Genomic DNA, 21188 nt, shown 5'->3' with positions numbered 1-21188 from the left:
TCAGATTTACAGAAAATTTTGCAAATTTGACCGCTTATAACATGGTAGATATCGCTAAATAGTGAAAAGTAAGAGTTAATACTTAACTAATTGTGAATTTAAGATATATGGCTTTAATAACAATAAAATATTGAAAAAGTGTTTCAAACGCTCTTCTTGCCCTTCTTCTTGCATCAGAATTTCTCCACCGATTGCCATTTCTTGACGCGCTAAATTTTTCGCCACTGCCGCATAGCTTTCTAATAATTGAAATTCCTGAGCATCACAATGGCTCAAAATCGCTAACATATCACGATCTCTCTCACTAAACTTTCCATTTGTTGGATTCATTAAGCCCATTTCCACAAACTCATCCAATTCAACTTCTGTAATACCAAACTCCGAACAAATCTCGCTTGCCAGTAAATGAGCATCATCCATACCATTTAAAATATCGAGTGATCCCATTAAACTTTTATAAGGATTATTCAGATCAAAATCCGGCTGGGCAAAAACCGTTTTAATCTGTGAAATAGTGGCATTAAAGTTTGCTTGAAGATATTTGATAAATTCAATTAATTGGATATTACTTTCATCATATAAGTGAAAGTTCGGTTTATCTTTCAAAGGTTCCAGTAACAATCCCTCTTTAATGTAATAAAGAATGGTTGATTTAGGCGTGTTAGTTAATTTGGAAAGATCGTTCATCTTCAACATAATAAGTTCCTTTGGATCCGATTTTGGATCTATTTTAGACAATCTATTCAAAAGCGTAAAGTTTTAGTATTCACTATTTAGCGAAAAATAGCGTTTTACCATGATAAAAATACACTTTTTCTGTATAAGACTATTTTTTAATAAGTTAGTTTATGGCAGAATACTATTACTTTAATGTACTACTTCAATAGGATATTTTATGAAAAAACAGCCAACACTTTTTGGTGGTGCTTGTATTATCGCAGGTGTATGTGTAGGAGCCGGTATGCTCGGGCTTCCAACTTCCGGTGCAGGAGCTTGGACAATGTGGTCTATTCTTACACTTGCTTTCACCATGATTGTGATGACATTTTCAGGCTGGTTACTCCTTGATGTTTATAAAGGCTATGACCTACGCGCGTCTTTCAATACCGTTACCAAAGACTTATTAGGTAATAAGATTAATGCATTAAATAACCTTGCGGTTTATTTTGTCGGCGGGATTTTACTTTATGCTTATACCACCGCTTCCGGTGGAATTTTAGAGAACCTAACCAAGTCAGCGATTGATTTCGGTGGATTCGGATCTCGTATCTGGTCTGTGCTATTCGTGCTGATTTTCTCGTTCTTTGTATGGCACTCTACTCGTTTAGTTGATCGTATTTCGGTGCTATTAATTATCTTTATGGCATTGTCGTTTACATTCAGTATCTCGGGCTTAGTCAGCAATATTGATAGCAATATCTTATTCGATCAGCAAAACGATAGCGGTGAATACGCCAAATATGCGTTAGCGATGTTACCGGTTGCATTAACCTCTTTCGGTTACCATCATTCTGTCTCTTCAATGCGTGCTTATTATGGTGAAGTGAAGAAAGCGAAATACGCAATTGCCGGCGGTACACTTATTGCTTTAGTGCTTTATTTACTTTGGGTAATCAGCATTTTCGGCAATTTACCACGCGCGCAATTTGCGCCGGTTATCGCAAGTAACGGTGATTTAGACGTATTATTAAATACGATTGGTGAAGTAGTGCAATCACCATATGTGAAACAAGCGATTAATGCATTTTCTATGGTCGCAATTCTGTCGTCTTTTATCGGAGTGGGGCTAGGTACATTCGACTTCTTGGCAGATTTCTTTAAGTTTGATGAGAGTAAATCAGGCAGAACAAAAGCATGGGCAGTAACCTTCTTACCTCCGCTTATCTTCTCGTTACTTTCTCCACTCGGTTTTTTAAAAGCAATTGGATATGCTGGTGCGGTAGCAACCCTTTGGACTTGTATGATTCCGGCGTTATTAGCTTATAAAGCGAAAAAAGGTAATCTCTTTATGATTGGACTGGTATTCTTATTCGGTGTATGTACTGCAGTGTTCCATTTCCTTTCAATGTATGAAATGTTACCAATGTTTAAAGGCTAAAGATTTTTAACCACGGAATATACTGATTATACAGAAACTTGCTATTACAGCTAAATATATTCGTACAGTCTGTGTTTTCTGTGGTTAAATCATAAACCAAAAAATAAGGGGCAACATTTGTTGCCCCTTTTACTATCTTAAACTTATCACTTATTTATGACGAGAATGTAAACCTTTCTTCTCAAGGTTACGATAGATTAACCATTGTTGAACGATCGTAATAATGTTTGAGGTTAACCAGTAAAGCACTAAGCCTGATGGGAACCATAAGAAGAATACGGTAAATATTACCGGCATAAACGTCATCACTTTTTGTTGTACAGGGTCAGTCACCGGACTTGGCGACATTTTCTGCGGCAAGAACATTGACGCACCCATTAAGAGTGGGAAAATGTAGTATGGGTCTTGTGCTGATAAGTCTTGAATCCAGCCGAAGAATGGTGCGTGACGTAATTCTACCGCTTCCATAAAGGTCCAATATAATGCGATAAAAATCGGCATTTGGATAAGAATCGGTAAACAACCACCCATTGGGTTTACTTTCTCTTCTTTATAAAGTTTCATCATCTCTTGGCTCATACGTTGGCGATCATCACCGAAACGCTCACGCATTTCCGTAATTTTCGGCTGTAACATACGCATTTTTGCCATTGAGGTGTATTGTGCTTTTGTTAATGGGTAAAGAATGGTTTTTACAACAATCGTTACACCAATAATTGCTAAGCCCCAGTTGCTCACAATGCTTTGAATGAAAGTGAGTAATGCAAATAACGGTTTCGCAATAAACCACGCCCAACCGTAATCTACGGTTAAATCAAGGTTTCTTGCGGTTGCTTCCATCTCTTTTTGATCTTTTGGACCAGTCCATAATTGGCTAGTAATTGTTGCTTCGCTATTCGGTGCAACATTTGTTACCGGACCACGATAACCGATGGTTGCGATACCATTATTAGTACGTGAATAAAGCGTATTCTCCGCATCTTGGTTAGGAACCCACGCAGAAACGAAGTAGTGTTGTAATAATGCAACCCAACCTGCTTTAGTGTTGATGTCTAAGTTCGCTTTTGCCATCTCATCAAAACTATATTTTTTATAGTTGGTTTCCGATGAAGAATACGCACCGCCGGTATAAGTCGGCATAGTTAAGTCGCCTGAGCTTTCAACTAAAGTATGTTTAATTTGACCATAAGGTTGAACTTCAACGGTCGCTGATGTTTGGTTTTTAACATTAAAGTTAACCGCCACATCATAGCTACCACGTTTTAATACGAATGTTTTCGTGTAAAGCACGCCGTCCTTTTCAAACGTCATCGGCACGCTGATTTCATTTTGACCGTCAGCTAATACGAATGAATCTTGTGCTACTTGATATTGAGGACGACCGGCATTGGTATCAATTCCGTTTTTACCAACTAAGCCACTTTGAGCGACATAAGTCGTACCATCCGTTTTTAATAATTTAAACGGTGTTGCTGAATTTAATTCTGCTTGATGAGCAAGTAAATCCGAAGCAATAACATCACCGCCTAAAGTGTCGATAGTTAAACGTAATACATCACTTTGAATGGTGATTGTTTTACCTTTTGTCGCACTATCTGCAATAGTCGTTGCTGAATTTGATCTTGCCGGAACATCTGATTGTTGTTGAGCCTGCTGTTGAGCCTGTTTTTGCGCCTGAATTTCAGGGTCAAAATCCTGTTTCCACTGAGTGAACACGAGGAAAGACACCAATAACAGCCCTAGTACCAATAAACTACGGTTTGAATTCATTTGAAAATTCTCTTGGTTAGGAATGAAATGGATAAAAAGAAAGGCATTTTATAATAGGTTGGCACTAGATCCAACCGCCTTTTGCGAATAGCGGTCGGATTTAGCAAGAATTTTGTAAAAAGTTGATCAAAGTCGACCGCTTATGACGAATGAGCAAACTGTTCCCATACCCAATCGCTAAATGCACGTAATCTTGCACTTTGTTTACGTTCGTGCGTCAATAAATAAGCCGGCAAACTCGGGCGTGGGTAATCGGTTAAAATTTCAACCAATTCACCGTTATCCAGCCAAGTTTGTACCAAAGCACGTAACGGTTGTCCGATACCCAAACCAGCTTTTAACATTGCGACAATCCCGTTCGCTCCATTTGCTGAATAGTGAAATTGATTTATTTCCATTTGCGGAAAACATAAAGGTCGCGTGCCGTTTATATCGGAAAAATACCCGATTAGGCGATGATCTTCCAATTCACTCGGTGTTTGCGGTACACCGTATTCGGCTAGATAGGCAGGTGAAGCACAGGTCACAAAGTCAAAATCGGCAAATTTTCGCCCAATTAACGTTTGATCATATACTTCGCCGATCCGAATCACACAATCCACCCCGTCTTGAGCAATATTCACCGCCCGATCGCTAATGCCTAATGTCAGTTTAATTTGCGGATAACGCTGATAAAAATCAGGTAATTTCGGAATAAAAAGTTGCTCGGCAAACAGCATCGGCATATCCACCCGTAAATGCCCGTGTACCAAACAATGTTTATCGTGCATCTCTTTGCTCTAACTCATCAAATTCCACTAATAATCGGACCGCTTGTAAATAATACGCTTGCCCCTCAGCATCGGATCACAACATCATAAGATCAATAAACACCGTTTAATTGCGCTCGGTTTTATCGTGTTGGCGTTGGGCTTTATTATTTGGGAAGAAATGTAATGATTTTCATCATGTTATGTTTAGCCTTACTGGGTGGAGTCGCATTAGCAATTCAGGCAAGTGTAAACGGCAAATTAGGTGCACAGGTAGGCGTATTTAAAAGTGCGTTTTTGACCTTCTCAGTCGGGGCATTAGTCACTGGTTTATTGGTGTTCTTCTTCGAGCCAAAGCATGAATTAACCTTATTTGACGTGCCAAAATGGCGTACTCATGGGCGCATTGCTTGGTGTACCTTATATCGTGATTATGGTACTTGCGGTGGGTAAAATCGGCACGGCTGTGGCAACCGTGGCGGTGATTTTCGGGCAATTAGCAATGAGCTTACTGATTGATACCTTCGGTTGGTTTCATAATGAAGCGATTGCCTTTTCAATCCCTCGCTTATTAGCGGTGATTTGTTTAGGTATTGCCCTCTATTTTATCTACCAAAGTAACCGACAAACGGCTGAATAAATGCCTAAATGAACAAGCGGTCAAATTCTCCGGATTTTTTGCAAAATTTTCGGAGAATTTGACCGCTTGTCGTTGATAAGAAACTAACGTTTATCTAAAGTTTTAGTCGAAAGACGAGCCACTGCACACAGATTGCCTTGTTCGTCTTTAATCTCGATATTCCACACCTGCACTTCACGTCCTAATTTAAGCGGATTGGCACGGGCAATTGCCTTTGTACCTGCTGGTACTGATTTTAAATGGCTGATATTCAGTTCCATTCCGACCGCAATTTGATGTGCTTCACACACCATTAACGCACCGGCATTGGCAGTAGTTTCCGCTAAAGCGACCGACACGCCGCCATGCAATACACCGAACGGTTGTTGAGTACGCTCATCCACCATAAGTCGCGCTTCAATCAAATCTTCACCGATTGCGGTAAATTCGATACCTAGGTGTGCTACCGCCGATTTTTGGCTTAATTCATTTAATTGTTCACAAGTTGCTGTTTGCTTCCAAATGGTCATTATGTTTCCTTTTGTTATAAATTCCTCTCAATCTTTCTTCGTAAAAGAATGAAAAGTCGTACTCTCTTTGCTCTTCAATATCGATCCCCCTCTTTAGTAAAGAGGGGTTAGGGAGATTTGTTTAAAATTTACTACACCACCTCAAGCAATGCCTGAATCGGGTGTTTAACCGAATAATGCTCAAAACGTTTTACTTGCGAACGGCAGGAATAGCCGGTCGCTAAGCAACGCTCAAGCGGTTTATTTTTCAATTTAATTTGCCACGATTGCTGATAAATCGCCGTCGACATTTCAAGGTGTTTGATTTCGTGTCCGAACGTGCCCGCCATACCGCAACAACCGACATTTTCATTTACCAACTGTTCACCGAAATGAGCAAAAATCGCTTGCCACTCTTTCGGTGCATTCGGCAATTCGGTCGCTTCGGCACAGTGTGCGAATAAATGCCAGTGCAAGCGGTCGGAATTTACTGATTTTTTGCAATGCTCCAGTTCACCGGCTTGAATCACATCTCGTAGCCATTCGTGAGCCAGTTGCACTTTAAAATCACCACGTCTCGCTTTTAAGATATCACGATATTCGTCACGGTAAACTAAGGTCAGAGCAGGATCTACCGCCACCATCGGTAAGCCGAGTTGAGCAACACGGTTGAGAAATTCCGCCTGATTGCGTGCAGTTTTAGCAAACTTGCTTAAAAAGCCTTTAATATGTTGTGCTTTACCGCTCGGTTTAAACGGCGACACCACTGGGCGAAAACCAAGTTTTTGCGGCAATCGAACAAAATCCGACACTACTTTCGCATCATAGAATGACGTGAACGGATCTTGCACTACCAACACGGTTTTGCAAAATTCCGCTGATTTTTGACCGCTTGCTTGTGATTCCAAAGCCTCTAAGGTCACGCCCTGATAGCCGATTTCTACCAACTGTTGTTGTAAATTCGGTACAGAAAGTGCCGGTAAATACGTCATTCCGATCGTTTTGTTTGCCACCGTTTCCGCTAATTTGGTGCGACTGAAAAAGTTAAAAAACTTCGGTGCTTTCGCCATCATCGGCGCAACAAATTCAAGATTGGAAACCAGATAATCTTTCGCTGGACGCAAATAACGGCTATGGTACAGCTCATTAAACTGCGATCTGAAAGTCGGCACATCAATTTTAATCGGGCATTGGCTGGCACAAGCTTTACATGCAAGGCAAGTATCCATTGCCGCTTTCACTTCGTGCGAAAAATCGTATTCTTTCTGTTTATTCAGCGTGTTGCGGATTTTTGCAACAAAATCGGTTAATTTGACCGCTTGTTTACGCGGTTTAAAGATCAAATCGTCCGGCGATACGTTTTGTTCGGCAAGTAATCTGAGCCATTCTCGAATCAAAGTCGCACGCCCTTTCGGTGAATAAAGGCGGTTACCCGATACTTTCATTGATGGACACATCGTACTATGTACATCAAAGTTAAAGCACAGCCCGTTACCGTTACAGTTCATCGCCCCTTTAAATTCTTCACGCACTTGAATTGGAATTTGGCGATCAAAATCGGCACGCATTGACGAGTCGATCGGGTAAAGTGCCGCATTGTTCTCCAACGGAGTACAGATTTTGCCCGGATTCAAGCGATTTTGCGGGTCAAACAGCTGTTTGATATAACGTAATTCTCGCCATAATGTTTCGCCAAAGAATTTCTCGCCATACACCGAACGCATACCTTTGCCGTGTTCACCCCAAATCAAACCGCCGTATTTTGCGGTAAGCTCAACCACTTGATCGGAAATCGCCTTAAATTTTTTTACTTGCGCGCGGTCGGTTAAATCTAATGCGGGGCGAACATGTAGCACACCGGCATCCACGTGACCGAACATACCGTATTGCAAACCGTGATCATCTAATAATTGGCGGAACTCGGCGATGTAATCGGCAAGATGCTCCGGCGGTACGCAAGTGTCTTCCACAAACGCAATCGGCTTCGCCCAGCCTTTAGCATTACCCAATAAACCGACTGCTTTTTTACGCATAGCATAAATTTTTTCGATGGAGGCAATATCGTTGCAAATTTGATAACCAATAATACCGCTAGTTGAATCCGCCAGTTTTTTATCTAACGCTTTAATGAGGTCTGCGACTTGTTGTTCTATTAGTGTCTGATCGCTACCGGCATATTCCACAATATTAATGCCGAGAATCGGGTTATTCGGTTCTTCGGTCAATAAATCGGATACCGAATGCCAAATAATGTCCTGTTTAGCCAAGTTCAGCACTTTAGAATCGACTGTTTCAACCGACAGTGCATTAGCTTGAAGCATAAACGGTGCAGAACGCAATGCCGCATCAAACGAATTATATTTAATGTTAATTAAAGTACGGAATTTCGGCGGCAGTAAATTAAGCTTCGCCTCACAAATAAAAGCAAGCGAGCCTTCTGAGCCGGTTAGAATACGGGTGAGGTTAAACTCACTTTCGTCTGCATTAAATACATTTTTTAAATCGTAGCCGGTTAAAAAGCGATTGAGTTGCGGCAACTCGGCAAGGACGGTCGGACGTAACTCACGACAACGGCTAAAAATTTCACGGTGGAGCTGTTTACCTGTAGCGGTTAGATTCAAACGGTCGATTTCTGCCAAAAAATCGCAAGATTTAACTGCTTGTGTTTCTAACACTTCGCCGTTCATCAATACCGATTTGATCGCTAAAACATGATCAGAGGTTTTGCCGTATTGGAGCGAGCCTTGCCCGGAAGCGTCCGTATTGATCATACCGCCTAAGGTCGCACGGTTGCTGGTGGACAGCTCCGGTGAGAAAAATAATCCGTGCGGTTTTAAGAATTGGTTAAGTTGATCTTTGACCACACCGGCTTGTACTCGCACCCAACGTTCTTCTACATTTAATTCGAGGATTTGATTCAGGTGGCGAGAGAGATCGACAATAATATTGTTATTCAGAGATTGCCCGTTCGTGCCAGTACCGCCACCACGAGGGGTAAAAGTCAGATGTTGAAAATGCGGACGTTGTGCCAATTTCGTTAAAATCACCACATCTGAAACCGATTTAGGAAATAAAATCGCCTGCGGTAACTGTTGGTAAACGCTATTATCAGTGGCTAAAGAAAGGCGATCTGCATAACTGGATGCGATATCGCCGTTAAAATGTTGTTGTTTGAGTTCCTCTAGAAAAAGAATAACCGTCGGATTCAAATCAGGAATTTTTGAGAGTTGTGGTAGCATATTTAATTGTTCTGTGAAGTAAGTAAATCAGTATTTCACGATATTAGCAATATTTATCCTGAGTTGAAAACAGAAGCTAAAAAACAACATTAAAGATTAAAATAATTACAGTTTTGATTAATAAATAAACTTTTCTATACACTTTCTTACACTTTTGTCTAAATATGGTTCTTGATTTTATAGATTCGAACTCGGATAATAAGCAACGTTCTTGCTCGTTTAAATTAGAGAACAAGAATATTGTATAAGAGGAAGATAATTTTTCTAAAATTGCGATATATTTATGTGTCGTATTTTTTTATTTTTCTTCTATAATCTACAAAATTAACTCTCTTTTATCTCTAATTGAGACGAGAGCAATAAGTTAAACTTTAGCGTTATCCGTTTTATATGGCACTAAAGTGATTTTATATTTTAATAGATGACAATTTAGAGGATCATCAAAATGAAAAAAACAGTAATTGCATTAGCAGTATCTGGCTTAGCATTAGCTTCAGTAGCTCAAGCGACTCCACAACAAAACACTTTCTACGCTGGTGCTAAAGCAGGTTGGGCAACACTTCACGAAGGTGTTCGTCAATTCAACCACAAATATGAAAATGATGCTCGTTACCAAAATGGTAAAAGAGATGCTGGTATCAACCGCAACTCTGTAACTTACGGTGTATTCGGTGGTTACCAAATCTTAAACCAAAACAACTTTGGTTTAGCGACTGAATTAGGTTACGATTTCTACGGTCGTGCTCGTGGTAACCAAGATGAAGGTAAACACACTACATACCGTCACTCTGCTCACGGTTTAAACTTAGCATTAAAACCAAGCTACGAAGTATTACCTAACTTAGACGTTTACGGTAAAGTTGGTGTTGCTGTTGTTCGTAACGACTACAAATTCTCAGAAGTAAATACAGGTAAAGACGAAGCTGAAAAATACCACAAATTAAAAGCATCTACAATTTTAGGTGCTGGTGTTGAATACGCAATTACTCCAGAATTAGCGGCTCGTGTTGAATATCAATACTTAAACAAAGCTGGTAACTTAAACAAAGCTATCGAGCGTACAGGTAACGGTGCAAAAAATCCAGTTGACCAATATGCTCCAGATATCCATTCTGTATCTGCAGGTTTAAGTTACCGTTTCGGTCAAGGTCTTGCTCCAGTTGAAGCGGCTCCAGAAGTTGTAACTAAAAACTTCGCATTCAGCTCTGATGTATTATTCGCATTCGGTAAATCAAACTTAAAACCAGCGGCAGCAGCAGCTTTAGATGCGACTAACACTGAAATCGCTAACTTAGGTTTAGCAACTCCAGCTATCCAAGTTAACGGTTACACAGACCGTATCGGTAAAGAAGCTTCAAACTTAAAACTTTCACAACGTCGTGCTGAAACAGTAGCTAACTACTTAGTTTCTAAAGGTCAAAACCCTGCAAACGTAACTGCAGTAGGTTACGGTGAAGCAAACCCTGTAACTGGTGCAACATGTGACGCAGTTAAAGGCCGTAAAGCGTTAATCGCTTGTTTAGCACCGGATCGTCGTGTTGAAGTTCAAGTACAAGGTGCTAAAAACGTAACTATGTAATATAGTGAGTTTTAGGAACTTATACCTATTATAAAGAAGCCGGATTCTATTTAAGTAGAATCCGGTTTTTTTATATCTTTTATATCATTCCCTTCATAAGAAGTAAAATTCCATAATTACTTTATGTCTTTTGATTTATTCACTTCATTTTTTCAGATTTGTGAAAACGATCACAGTATTTTATTCATAAATTTTGTATCCTTATTATGAAATCACTTATTTTAAGTGAATCTCTAATCATTTCGATAACGAGGGCAATTCTATGAAAAAAACCGTCTTAAGCACATTAGCATTAGCGATTGCGTTAGGTGCAGGTATCAGCACAGCACAAGCTGAAACACGTATCGGTGTAACTATCTATAAATATGACGATAACTTTATGGCGTTAATGCGTAAAGAAATTGATAAAGAAGCGAATCAATTAAAAGATGTGAAGTTATTAATGAATGACTCACAAAATACCCAATCTATTCAAAATGACCAAGTTGACGTATTACTCTCTAAAGGCGTAAAAGCATTAGCAATTAACTTAGTTGACCCTTCAGCATCAAAAACTATTATTGATAAAGCAAAAAGCGAAGATTTACCAATCGTATTCTTTAATAAAGACCCGGGTGCAAAAGCGATTGCAAGCTATGACAAGGCCTATTACGTAGGTACTGATCCGAAAGAATCCGGTTTAATCCAAGGCGACTTAATTGCAAAACAATGGAAAGCAAATCCGGCATTAGATTTAAATAAAGACGGTAAAGTACAATATGCGTTATTAAAAGGCGAACCGGGTCACCCTGATGCGGAAGCTCGTACTAAATACGTAGTAGAAGGTTTAGCGGCACAAGGTATCCAAAGCGAACAAATCTTTATGGATGCGGCATTGTGGGATGCAAGACAAGCAAAAGATAAAGTGGATGCTTGGTTATCAAGCGGTAAAGCTAAAGATATTGAAATGATTATCTCAAATAACGACGGTATGGCATTAGGTGCATTAGAAGCAACTAAAGCACATGGTCGTAAATTACCAATCTTTGGTGTGGACGCATTACCTGAAGCATTACAGTTAATTAAAAAAGGTGAATTAGCTGGTACGGTACTTAATGATCTTGCTGGTCAAGGTCAAGCTGTGGTGCAATTAGTCGCAAACCTTGCAGACGGTAAGGTCGCTAACGAAGGTACAAACTGGAAAATTGAGGAACGTGTCGTACGTATTCCTTATGTTGGCGTAGATAAAGATAATTTAGATAAATTCTTAAAATAAGTAACTCGATCAGGCACGAGCAGGCTACTCGTGCCTTTTTTATCGGTATTATGGAGTGAGATATGACAAGTGAAGTACTGCTCACAATGACAAATGTTAGTAAATCCTTTCCCGGCGTAAAAGCATTGGATAAAGCTAACTTAACCGTAAAATCCCATAGCGTACACGCCTTAATGGGCGAAAATGGTGCGGGTAAATCTACCTTGCTCAAATGTTTATTCGGGATTTATGCCAAGGATGAAGGCGAAATTTTATTTTTAGGCAAACCGGTTAACTTTAAAACCTCAAAAGAAGCACTTGAAAACGGGATTTCAATGGTTCACCAAGAGTTAAACCTCGTAAAACAAGTGAGTGTAATGGATAATCTTTGGCTTGGTCGTTATCCATTAAAAGGACCGTTTGTCGATCATGATAAAATGTATCGTGATACTAAAGCGATTTTTGATGAATTGGATATTGATGTTGATCCGCGTGATAAAGTGGCGAAATTATCCGTATCACAAATGCAGATGATTGAAATTGCTAAAGCCTTCTCGTACAACGCCAAAATTGTGATTATGGATGAACCAACTTCTTCGCTTTCTGAAAAAGAAGTTGAACATTTATTTAAAATCATCCAAAAATTAAAAGATCGTGGATGCGGTATTATTTATATTTCGCACAAAATGGACGAAATTTTCAAAATTTGTGACGAAATTACTATCTTGCGTGACGGTAAATGGGTAAACACCGTTGCAATTAAAGATACCTCAATGGAACAAATCGTTTCAATGATGGTAGGTCGTGAATTGACCCAACGTTTCCCGGAAAAAACTAATACACCGAAAGAAACCGTACTCGTGGTAGAACATTTAACCGCTAAAAATCAGCCGTCTATTCAAGATGTGAGTTTTGAACTACGGAAGGGTGAAGTGTTAGGGATTGCTGGATTAGTTGGTGCCAAACGTACCGATATTGTCGAAACCATTTTTGGCGTGCGTGAAAAATCCAGCGGCACTATTACCTTAAACGGTAAAGCGGTAAACAACCGTAATGCATTTGAAGCAATCAATAATGGTTTTGCATTAGTGACTGAAGAACGCCGCTCAACCGGTATCTATGCAAACTTAAGTATCGAATTTAACTCATTGATTTCAAATATGAAATCTTACTTAGGTAAATTTGGCTTACTCAGTAATAAAAAAATGAAAAGTGATACCCAATGGGTAATTGATGCGATGAATGTAAAAACGCCATCTCATCAAACCAGTATCGGCTCACTTTCCGGTGGTAACCAACAAAAAGTAATTATCGGCCGTTGGCTATTAACCCAGCCGGAAATCTTGATGTTGGACGAACCAACCCGAGGCATTGATATTGGTGCAAAATTTGAAATCTACCAATTAATTCTCGATTTAGCCAATAAAGATAAAGGCATCATAATGATTTCGTCAGAAATGCCGGAATTATTAGGGGTGACCGACCGAATTTTAGTGATGAGTAACGGGAAAGTGGCGGGCATTGTTGAAACCGCTGAAACTTCTCAAGAAGAAATCTTGCGACTCGGCGCAAAATATTTATAAAAGCAAGGAGTGATGTATGTCCGCTTTAAAACAAAATCGCACGATGGATTTTTTTAAGCAAAATGCGATTTACTTTGTATTATTAATTCTTTTAATTGTCATTATTGCACAAGATCCAAGTTTCTTAAGTTTACGTAACTTCAGTAATATTTTATCGCAATCTTCCGTGCGTTTAATTATCGCATTAGGGGTTGCTGGTTTAATTGTAACGCAAGGTACCGACTTATCTGCCGGTCGTCAGGTGGGCCTGGTCGCGGTGATTACCGCAACCTTAATGCAATCCATGGAAAATATGAACCGAGTATTCCCCGATTTAGCTGAAATTCCGATTCCTGTGGTGATTCTTGCCGTATGTGCTATCGGTGCGGTTATCGGCTTATTAAACGGTTTTGTCATTGCTTATTTAAACGTTACACCATTTATCGCCACCATGGGTACAATGATTATCGTCTATGGTATCAACTCACTCTATTATGATGCGGTAGGTGGTTCACCGATTGCCGGCTTTAGCGACAGCTTCTCTACTTTTGCTCAAGGCTTCTTCCGCTTCGGTGATTTTAAACTCTCTTATATTACAATTTATGCTGTAATCGCTACGTTAATTATGTGGACGCTTTGGAATAAAACCCGTTTCGGTAAAAACATTTTTGCAATCGGCGGTAATCCGGAAGCGGCTCGTGTTTCAGGGGTAAACGTACCGCTTAACTTAATGGGTATTTATATGTTATCCGGTGTATTCTATGCGTTTGGCGGTATGTTAGAAGCAGGTCGTATCGGTTCGGCAACCAATAACCTCGGCTTTATGTATGAAATGGATGCAATTGCGGCTTGCGTCGTGGGCGGCGTTTCATTTGCCGGTGGGGTTGGTACGATTATCGGTGTGGTGACGGGGGTAATTATCTTTACCGTTATCAACTATGGTTTAACCTATATCGGTGTAAACCCATACTGGCAATATATTATTAAAGGCGGCATTATCGTGCTTGCTGTTGCGATTGACTCACTCAAATACGCGAAGAAAAAATAAAGATTGTCCTTGTCCAAGCGGTACTTTTTGCAAGATTTTTTGCAAATCGTACCGCTTTTTTCTTACGGTTTAAATCGCTTTACGAGTGATTATCCAAGCCCGAATCCGATCATAAATCAAATTAAAGAAAAAAGTATAAACCACCACAAACAATGTCATACCAATATCCATCATAAACGCCGTCCACCAATCTATACTTAACATATATGCAACCAAAGGCACAGTAAAAATAAGCAATCCGCCCTCAAAAACTAAAGTATGAAAAATACGTAGTGGCACACTTCTCGTTTCTCTTGGTCCAGTAAAAAACCGATCAAAGATCGTGTTAAAAAGCATATTCCAAAACACTGCTACGACAGAAATTGAAACGATTGTACCAGTAAGCAACGCTGTTTGATGGTTCGTAAACAAGCTCATCCCGATCACAGTAAAAAGAATTGCAAAACTCTCAAATAATAATGCGTGGAAAATACGCTCTAAACGACTCATTGGCATAAGTGTTGTCCTACATTAATTAATACTCACTTAAGCATAAGTGTACAACTGTTTAATAAAAAATAGATTATACTGAATAAAATAAACTGTTTTATGGAGAAATTTTAATGTTAAACCAACGATCTGCGACACGAGGATTTATTTTAGCCGGTATATATAACCTAGTCGGTATTTTAGGCTTTACCCAATTTTTTACCAATCCAACGTTAATGGAAAATGACCCTGTCGTATTTTCGTGGTTAGGACAAATTGCCATTATTTTATGGGGACTTGCCTATTTATCTGTTTCCAGATCATTTTGGAAAGTGCCTTATTTAGTCATTGTCTTTTTTATCGAAAAAATGCTTTATGCCGCGCATGGCTCTATTGGCTTGCTACTACCCCAGAGAAATTAGATATTTTAGCCGGGCAATCCATGATTATGTTTAGTTTCTTCGCCAGCTACGGTTTCGGCGATTTCTTATTCGGCCTATTCTTCCTGATAGTTGCCATCAATGCTTTTAAAGGGCGTTACCAATAGGCTTAAATTTGCTTACTCATTACAGAAATGTGATCTAGTTCACATTACGATTACCTTATTCACGGTATAATTTCACAAAAAATTAACAAATCAATAAAAGGTAACGATATGCAAAAATCAGGCTCTGCTTTAGAAAGTTATTCAGATGTAACACTAATTGGTGCAGGGATTATGAGCGGCACTTTAGGGGCATTTTTAACCGAATTAGCCCCGCAAAAAAGTCTTACAATTTTTGAAAAACTCTCTGCAGTCGGCTTAGAAAGTTCAAATGAATGGAACAATGCCGGCACGGGTCATTCTGCATTATGTGAATTAAACTATACCGAACAAAAAGCCAACGGCGAAGTTTCGGTTGAGCGTGCGATTAAGATCTGTGAAGATTTTCAGCTTTCATTACAATTATGGAGCTATTTAGTCAATACGGGCAAAATCGAGAATCCGCAAGCATTTATTCATCGTATTCCGCATATCAGTTTTGTACAAGGTGAACAAAATATTTCGTTTTTACAAAAACGCTATCAAAACTTATCTCAAAATCATTTATTTGCCGATATGCAATTCAGTCAAGATCATCAGCAACTTGCACGCTGGATGCCATTGATGATGCAAAATCGCTCTGCCAATGAAAAATTGGCGGCAAGTTATATCCCATACGGTACGGATGTGAACTTTGGTGAACTTACGCGTAAATTATTTAATTATCTTGTTGATCATCAAGCAGAGCTAAACTTAAATCATACGGTTAAAAACATTCAGCGTTTGCATAACCATGAATGGCAATTAACCATCATTGATCCAAACGGTCAACAGCGTATTCATCGCAGTAAATTTATTTTTATCGGCTGTGGCGGTGGTGCTTTGCCTCTTTTACAAAAATCCGGTATTACCGACGGCAAAAATGTTGGCGGTTTTCCGGTCAGCGGTTTATTTATGGTCTGTAAGAATCCTGATGTGATAAACAAGCATAATGCGAAAGTTTATGGTAAAGCGAAATTAGGCGCACCGCCTATGTCTGTTCCCCATTTGGATACTCGTTTTATCGAGGGCAAAAAAACGCTGTTATTCGGACCTTTTGCCGGTTTTACATTAAAATTCCTCAAACAAGGCAGTATTTTAGATCTCCCGAGTTCGGTTAAACCGAGTAATTTTTATTCCGTGACAAAAGCCGGCATTAAAAACTTACCGCTTGCTCACTATCTAATGAAGCAAGCCATGCTGACCAAATCACAGCGTATGGCAGATTTGCGAGAATTTGTACCGAATGCAAAAGATGAAGATTGGGATTTATTAGTTGCAGGGCAACGGGTACAAGTGATTAAAGGCGGTGAAATGCGTTTCGGAACAGAAATTATTCGTGCGGAAGACGGTTCACTTGCCGCATTACTCGGTGCTTCTCCCGGTGCTTCAACTTCCGTAAAAGCAATGTTGGATGTCTTGCTATCTTGTTTTGCGGACGAGCTTCCTCAATGGCAAACAAAGCTCAGCCAAATGCTTCCGTCTTACGGAAAATCGTTACGTAACGAGCCGGAATTATATGCTGAGATAAAACAAACAGTAGATAACACATTGGCTCTCTCCTACTAATCAAATAGCGGTCAAAATAGTTGGAAAAATTGCAAATTTCCATTCAATTTTGACCGCTTTATTTTTGAGCAAACGCTCTATTTCAGCGTACAAGCGTACACAAATTACTGGCATTTTTAAGTATTCCATTTTATATTAGCGAACAGTTGTAAGCTGAAATAATAATGAATAACTTAATATGACTCATCAACCAAACTACCACCTTATTGACCAAGTACGCCAACGTGCTGAACAGTTAGCTCCTAATACCGCTTTACGTTATAAATCACAAAACATTTGGCAAGATATTTCATGGCAATCTTTTCAACAATCTGTCGATCAATTCTCATTGGCTTTATTAGCACACGGTATTGATGTACAACAAAAAATAGCCATTTTTGCACATAATATGCCGCAATGGACCATTGCCGATTTTGGTACATTGCAAATCCGAGCGGTAACCGTGCCGATTTATGCAACCAATACGGCTAAACAAGCGGAATTTATCCTTAATCATGCGGATATCCGTATTCTGTTTGTGGGGGATCACGAACAGCTGGAAGCGCGTTAGAAGTAGCGGATAACTGTCCATTGCTTGAAAAAATTGTCTGTATGAAATCGCAAGAAATGGATCAAATCAGACCGCTTGCACATACCAAAGTCGAAAACTGGCAGGATTTTCTTGCCTATGCTTCTCAAGATAAGCAAGCAAAGCATTAAACCAACGTCTTGCAGATAAAAATCTGTCAGATTTATTTACTCTCATTTATACATCCGGAACGACCGGCGAGCCTAAAGGGGTAATGTTGGATTATGCTAATATTGCACATCAGCTACACGCCCACGATTTAGCCTTGCCGAAAATTGATGAAAATGATGTATCGTTATCTTTCTTACCGTTTTCACATATTTTTGAACGAGCTTGGGTGGCTTATGTCCTTTATCGTGGTGCAACGGTGTGTTATTTGGAAGATACCAATGAAGTACGTAATGCGTTAAATGAAGTAAAACCAACTTTAATGTGTGCCGTGCCTCGTTTATATGAAAAAATGTATAGTGCGATTTGGGATAAAGTGAATAAAGCTCCGATTCATCGCAGAGCATTATTTAAATGGGCGATTTCCGTCGGCGAGAAAAAACAGAAAAATACGTTATCTTATAAATTAGCAGATAAATTGGTGTTAAATAAATTACGTGCCTTATTAGGCGGACGAATCCGTATGATGCCGTGTGGTGGTGCAAAATTAGAACCGACCATCGGTAAATTTTTCCAAGCTATCGGTGTGAATATTAAATTGGGTTATGGTATGACTGAGACGACCGCTACGGTTTCTTGTTGGGCGGACGACCAATTTGAACCCAATTCAATCGGGCGTTTAATGCCGAATGCGGAAGTAAAAATCGGTGAAAATAATGAGATCTTAGTGCGTGGCGGAATGGTGATGCGAGGCTACTACAAACGCCCAGAAGAAACTGCACTTGCCTTTACCGAAGATGGTTTCTTAAAAACCGGTGATGCCGGTGAATTTGATGCACAAGGTAATTTATATATTACCGACCGAATCAAAGAGCTAATGAAAACGTCAAACGGTAAATATATTGCGCCGCAATATATCGAAGGCAAAATCGGTAAAGATAAATTTATTGAGCAAATTGCGATTATTGCCGATGCGAAGAAATACGTGTCCGCTTTAATCGTACCGTGTTTTGAAAGCCTCGAAGAACACGCTAAACAGCTAAATATTAAATATCAAGACCGGATGGAATTGGTTAAACATTCGGAAATTGTGCAGTTATTTGAAAAGCGTATCAATGAATTACAAAAAGAGTTGGCACACTTTGAACAAATCAAGAAATTTACTCTATTGCCGCAAGCGTTCAGCATAAAAATGGAAGAGATTACACCGACGTTAAAATTACGCCGAAAAGTAATTTTAGAACGTTACCGTAAGCAAATTGAGTCAATGTATAAATAATTTCAAGCGGTCGGATTTTGTAAAAAATAACAAAATCCGACCGCTTGCTTCTCTACGGAATATCAAAGCCTTGGGCGGCAACATAAACTTTAATCCATTCTTCTTCGCTAAATGAAAGCTGTAACGCATCGCTTGCACTACGTACTCGCTCAATTTTACCCGAACCTAAAATCGGTATAATTTTCGCCGGATGTGCCAATAACCAAGCCAATGCCAATACTTCTAAACGGCTCTCGCCTTTTTGGTCGCCGATTTCCAGTAAGGCTTGCGACACTCTTACGCCTCTTTCGTCTAACGGATCAAACAAACGTCCACCGGCAAACGGTGACCATGCCATCGGTTTAATCCGTTTTTCCAGCAAGAAATCTAAACTGCCGTCATCAAATGGTTTTAAATGTAACGGCGAAATTTCGATTTGGTTGGTCACTAACGGTTGATTGACATAAGATTGCAACATTGAGAATTTAGCCGGTGTATAATTGGATACCCCGAAATTCTTCACTTTACCTTCCTGATAAAGTTGTTCAAACGCTTTCGCAATTTGCTCCGGATCAGCACAAGGCGACAGGCGGTGAATCAATAATAAATCAAGTTGTTCCGTATGTAATTTTTGCAGAGAACGTTCCGCCGACCAAATAATATGCCGATAGCTGTTATCATAATGATGGCTTTTCATTTCCGGTAAGACTTTATTAGGGTACAAAATACCGCATTTGGTCACTAAGGTCATTTTATCACGTAATGATTTGTTTAACGCTAAGGCTTTACCGAAAGACTCTTCGGTTGTAAAACCACCGTAACAAGCCGCATGATCAAAGGTATCAATACCAAGTTCCAATAATTGTTCAATAAAGGCTAAAGTTTGTTGTGGTGTCTCTTTGCCATTTATCCAAACGCCAAAATCCTTGGATAAGACGACTAAAGGTCAGTGTCGGACTGAGAGTAACGTGTTGCATATTCACTCCTTATGGGTAAGTTTCATTCGTTATTTGGATTTTACTCCTATTTGGACTATGATCTATTTTTTACACAAACTTTATTAATTCCGTTTTATTAACTAGAAGGAAAGCAAAATGAATCCTAAATTTTCCCCATTATTTGAAAGCTATCAATTAAATAACGGTGTTGAGATTAAAAACCGTTTAGTCGTTGCACCGATGACACACTTCGGTTCAAATCCAGACGGCACTTTAGGTCAAAATGAACAGAAATTTATCGAAAGCCGTGCCGGCGATATCGGGATGTTTATTTTAGCCGCTACCTTGGTACAAGATGGCGGTAAAGCGTTCCACGGTCAGCCGGAAGCAATTCATACCGCTCAATTACCAAGTTTGAAAAAAACAGCGGATCTGATTAAAGCACAAGGTGCGAAGGCAATTCTACAAATTCATCACGGCGGTAAATTGGCATTAACCGAGCTACTGAACGGTAAAGATAAAATCTCAGCAAGTACCGATGAAGAAACCGGTACACGTGCGGCAACCGTGGCTGAAATCGAATCATTAATTGCTGCGTTTGCCAATGCCACCGCATTAGCGATTGAAGCAGGTTTTGATGGAGTGGAAATCCACGGTGCGAATAACTATTTAATTCAGCAGTTCTATTCCGGTCACTCCAACCGTCGTGAAGATGAATGGGGTGGCTCACGTGAAAAACGTATGCGTTTCCCATTAGCGGTTGTTGATGCGGTGATTGCTGAAAAGCAAAAAGCGGCAAAATCGGATTTTATTATCGGTTATCGCTTCTCTCCAGAAGAACCGGAAGAGTTAGGCTTAACTATGCAAGACACTTTTGCATTAATTGATGCACTTACAACAAAACCGTTGCAATATTTACACATTTCTCTGCATGAATTTGATAAAAAAGTACGCCGTGGTGCAGATACAAGCATGACACGTATGCAATTAATTCACGAACGTATCGCCGGTAAATTACCACTTATCGGTGTCGGTAATTTATTCACTGCAGAACAAATTGCACAAGCGTTTAATACCGGTTGGGCGGAATTTATCGCATTAGGTAAAACCGTAATGATTAACCCGACGATTGCAACCTTAATCAAACAAGGACGTGAAACGGAAATCGTAACAGAATTAGATCCAAATAAAGCAGATCAATATGGTATCTTCGGGATTTTATGGGATTTATGTGTACAAGGTGGCGCTTGGTTACCGCCAATAAAAGGTCAAGATTGGCAACCGTTAGATAGATAACAATAGAGAGATAT

General features: G+C 39.6%; 15 protein-coding genes and 3 pseudogenes. 11 read left to right on the top strand and 7 right to left on the bottom strand.

Annotated features, from left to right (window positions below):
- Positions 1-75: 75 nt before the first annotated feature.
- Complete coding sequence (locus tag NYR89_RS10000) at positions 76-696, bottom strand: MerR family transcriptional regulator (RefSeq protein ID WP_279445687.1); 621 nt, start codon at positions 694-696, stop codon at positions 76-78.
- A gap of 199 nt (positions 697-895) precedes the next feature.
- Here NYR89_RS10000 and NYR89_RS09995 point away from each other — a divergent pair, with 199 nt between their 5' ends.
- Positions 896-2098 (top strand): aromatic amino acid transporter, encoded by a 1203-nt coding sequence (locus NYR89_RS09995; RefSeq protein WP_279445686.1) that lies wholly within the window; start codon positions 896-898, stop codon positions 2096-2098.
- A gap of 150 nt (positions 2099-2248) precedes the next feature.
- On the opposite strand, the gene yidC is transcribed toward NYR89_RS09995, so the two are convergent.
- Together yidC and NYR89_RS09985 are read right to left on the bottom strand one after the other, a co-directional pair.
- The gene (gene yidC / locus NYR89_RS09990; RefSeq protein ID WP_279445685.1) at positions 2249-3868 is read right to left on the bottom strand and encodes a membrane protein insertase YidC; all 1620 of its coding nucleotides are present in this window, start codon (positions 3866-3868) and stop codon (positions 2249-2251) included.
- A 140-nt stretch (positions 3869-4008) separates the two neighbouring features.
- Positions 4009-4638 carry a LysR substrate-binding domain-containing protein gene (locus tag NYR89_RS09985; protein ID WP_279445684.1) on the bottom strand — a complete coding sequence of 210 codons (630 nt, stop codon included), beginning with the start codon at positions 4636-4638 and terminating at the stop codon, positions 4009-4011.
- Between the two features lie 165 nt (positions 4639-4803).
- Between NYR89_RS09985 and NYR89_RS09980 the strand changes: the two genes are divergently transcribed.
- Complete coding sequence (locus NYR89_RS09980; protein ID WP_279445683.1) at positions 4804-5070, top strand: DMT family transporter; 267 nt, start codon at positions 4804-4806, stop codon at positions 5068-5070.
- Positions 5015-5257: a DMT family transporter gene (locus NYR89_RS09975; protein WP_279445682.1), complete on the top strand. Its 243-nt coding sequence runs from the start codon at positions 5015-5017 to the stop codon at positions 5255-5257. The genes NYR89_RS09980 and NYR89_RS09975 overlap by 56 nt, the downstream gene beginning before the upstream one ends.
- 83 nt (positions 5258-5340) lie before the next feature.
- On the opposite strand, the gene NYR89_RS09970 is transcribed toward NYR89_RS09975, so the two are convergent.
- Together NYR89_RS09970 and ydiJ are read right to left on the bottom strand one after the other, a co-directional pair.
- Positions 5341-5766, bottom strand: a complete 426-nt coding sequence (locus NYR89_RS09970) for a hotdog fold thioesterase (protein ID WP_279445681.1) — start codon at positions 5764-5766, stop codon at positions 5341-5343.
- A gap of 131 nt (positions 5767-5897) precedes the next feature.
- The gene (gene ydiJ, locus NYR89_RS09965) at positions 5898-8984 is read right to left on the bottom strand and encodes a D-2-hydroxyglutarate dehydrogenase YdiJ (protein WP_279445680.1); all 3087 of its coding nucleotides are present in this window, start codon (positions 8982-8984) and stop codon (positions 5898-5900) included.
- A 445-nt stretch (positions 8985-9429) separates the two neighbouring features.
- On the opposite strand from ydiJ, the gene ompA reads away from it, so the two are divergent.
- The 4 genes from ompA to mglC all read left to right on the top strand — a co-directional run bounded on the left by ompA (position 9430) and on the right by mglC (position 14407).
- Entirely contained in the window at positions 9430-10563 is a 1134-nt protein-coding gene (ompA, locus tag NYR89_RS09960) for a porin OmpA (RefSeq protein ID WP_279445679.1), read from the top strand.
- A gap of 262 nt (positions 10564-10825) precedes the next feature.
- Entirely contained in the window at positions 10826-11818 is a 993-nt protein-coding gene (mglB, locus tag NYR89_RS09955; RefSeq protein WP_279445678.1) for a galactose/glucose ABC transporter substrate-binding protein MglB, read from the top strand.
- A 62-nt stretch (positions 11819-11880) separates the two neighbouring features.
- Positions 11881-13380 (top strand): galactose/methyl galactoside ABC transporter ATP-binding protein MglA, encoded by a 1500-nt coding sequence (mglA, locus tag NYR89_RS09950; RefSeq protein ID WP_279445677.1) that lies wholly within the window; start codon positions 11881-11883, stop codon positions 13378-13380.
- 16 nt (positions 13381-13396) lie between these two features.
- On the top strand, positions 13397-14407 hold the full coding sequence (gene mglC / locus NYR89_RS09945; RefSeq protein WP_279445676.1) for a galactose/methyl galactoside ABC transporter permease MglC: 1011 nt from the start codon (positions 13397-13399) through the stop codon (positions 14405-14407).
- 69 nt (positions 14408-14476) lie between these two features.
- Here the strand turns inward: mglC and NYR89_RS09940 are convergent, their stop codons facing one another.
- Entirely contained in the window at positions 14477-14902 is a 426-nt protein-coding gene (locus tag NYR89_RS09940) for a PACE efflux transporter (protein ID WP_279445674.1), read from the bottom strand.
- Between the two features lie 107 nt (positions 14903-15009).
- On the opposite strand from NYR89_RS09940, the pseudogene NYR89_RS09935 reads away from it, so the two are divergent.
- The 3 genes and pseudogenes from NYR89_RS09935 (at position 15010) to NYR89_RS09925 (ending at position 18961) form a co-directional block, all read left to right on the top strand.
- Positions 15010-15422: pseudogene (locus NYR89_RS09935) on the top strand (hypothetical protein).
- Between the two features lie 108 nt (positions 15423-15530).
- Positions 15531-17006 (top strand): malate dehydrogenase (quinone), encoded by a 1476-nt coding sequence (gene mqo, locus NYR89_RS09930; protein ID WP_279445672.1) that lies wholly within the window; start codon positions 15531-15533, stop codon positions 17004-17006.
- 178 nt (positions 17007-17184) lie between these two features.
- Positions 17185-18961 (top strand): annotated as a pseudogene (locus NYR89_RS09925) (AMP-dependent synthetase/ligase).
- A 52-nt stretch (positions 18962-19013) separates the two neighbouring features.
- On the opposite strand, the pseudogene NYR89_RS09920 reads toward NYR89_RS09925, so the two are convergent.
- Positions 19014-19917, bottom strand: a pseudogene (locus NYR89_RS09920) (aldo/keto reductase).
- Positions 19918-20034: 117 nt separating this feature from the next.
- On the opposite strand from NYR89_RS09920, the gene NYR89_RS09915 reads away from it, so the two are divergent.
- Entirely contained in the window at positions 20035-21174 is a 1140-nt protein-coding gene (locus tag NYR89_RS09915) for an NADH-dependent flavin oxidoreductase (protein WP_279445671.1), read from the top strand.
- Positions 21175-21188: the final 14 nt, after the last annotated feature.

Origin of the sequence: Actinobacillus arthritidis (assembly GCF_029774155.1) — a bacterium.
In the GTDB taxonomy this organism is placed as follows: Bacteria; Pseudomonadota; Gammaproteobacteria; order Enterobacterales; family Pasteurellaceae; genus Actinobacillus; species Actinobacillus arthritidis.
This window is presented reverse-complemented; position numbering and strand designations above follow the sequence as displayed.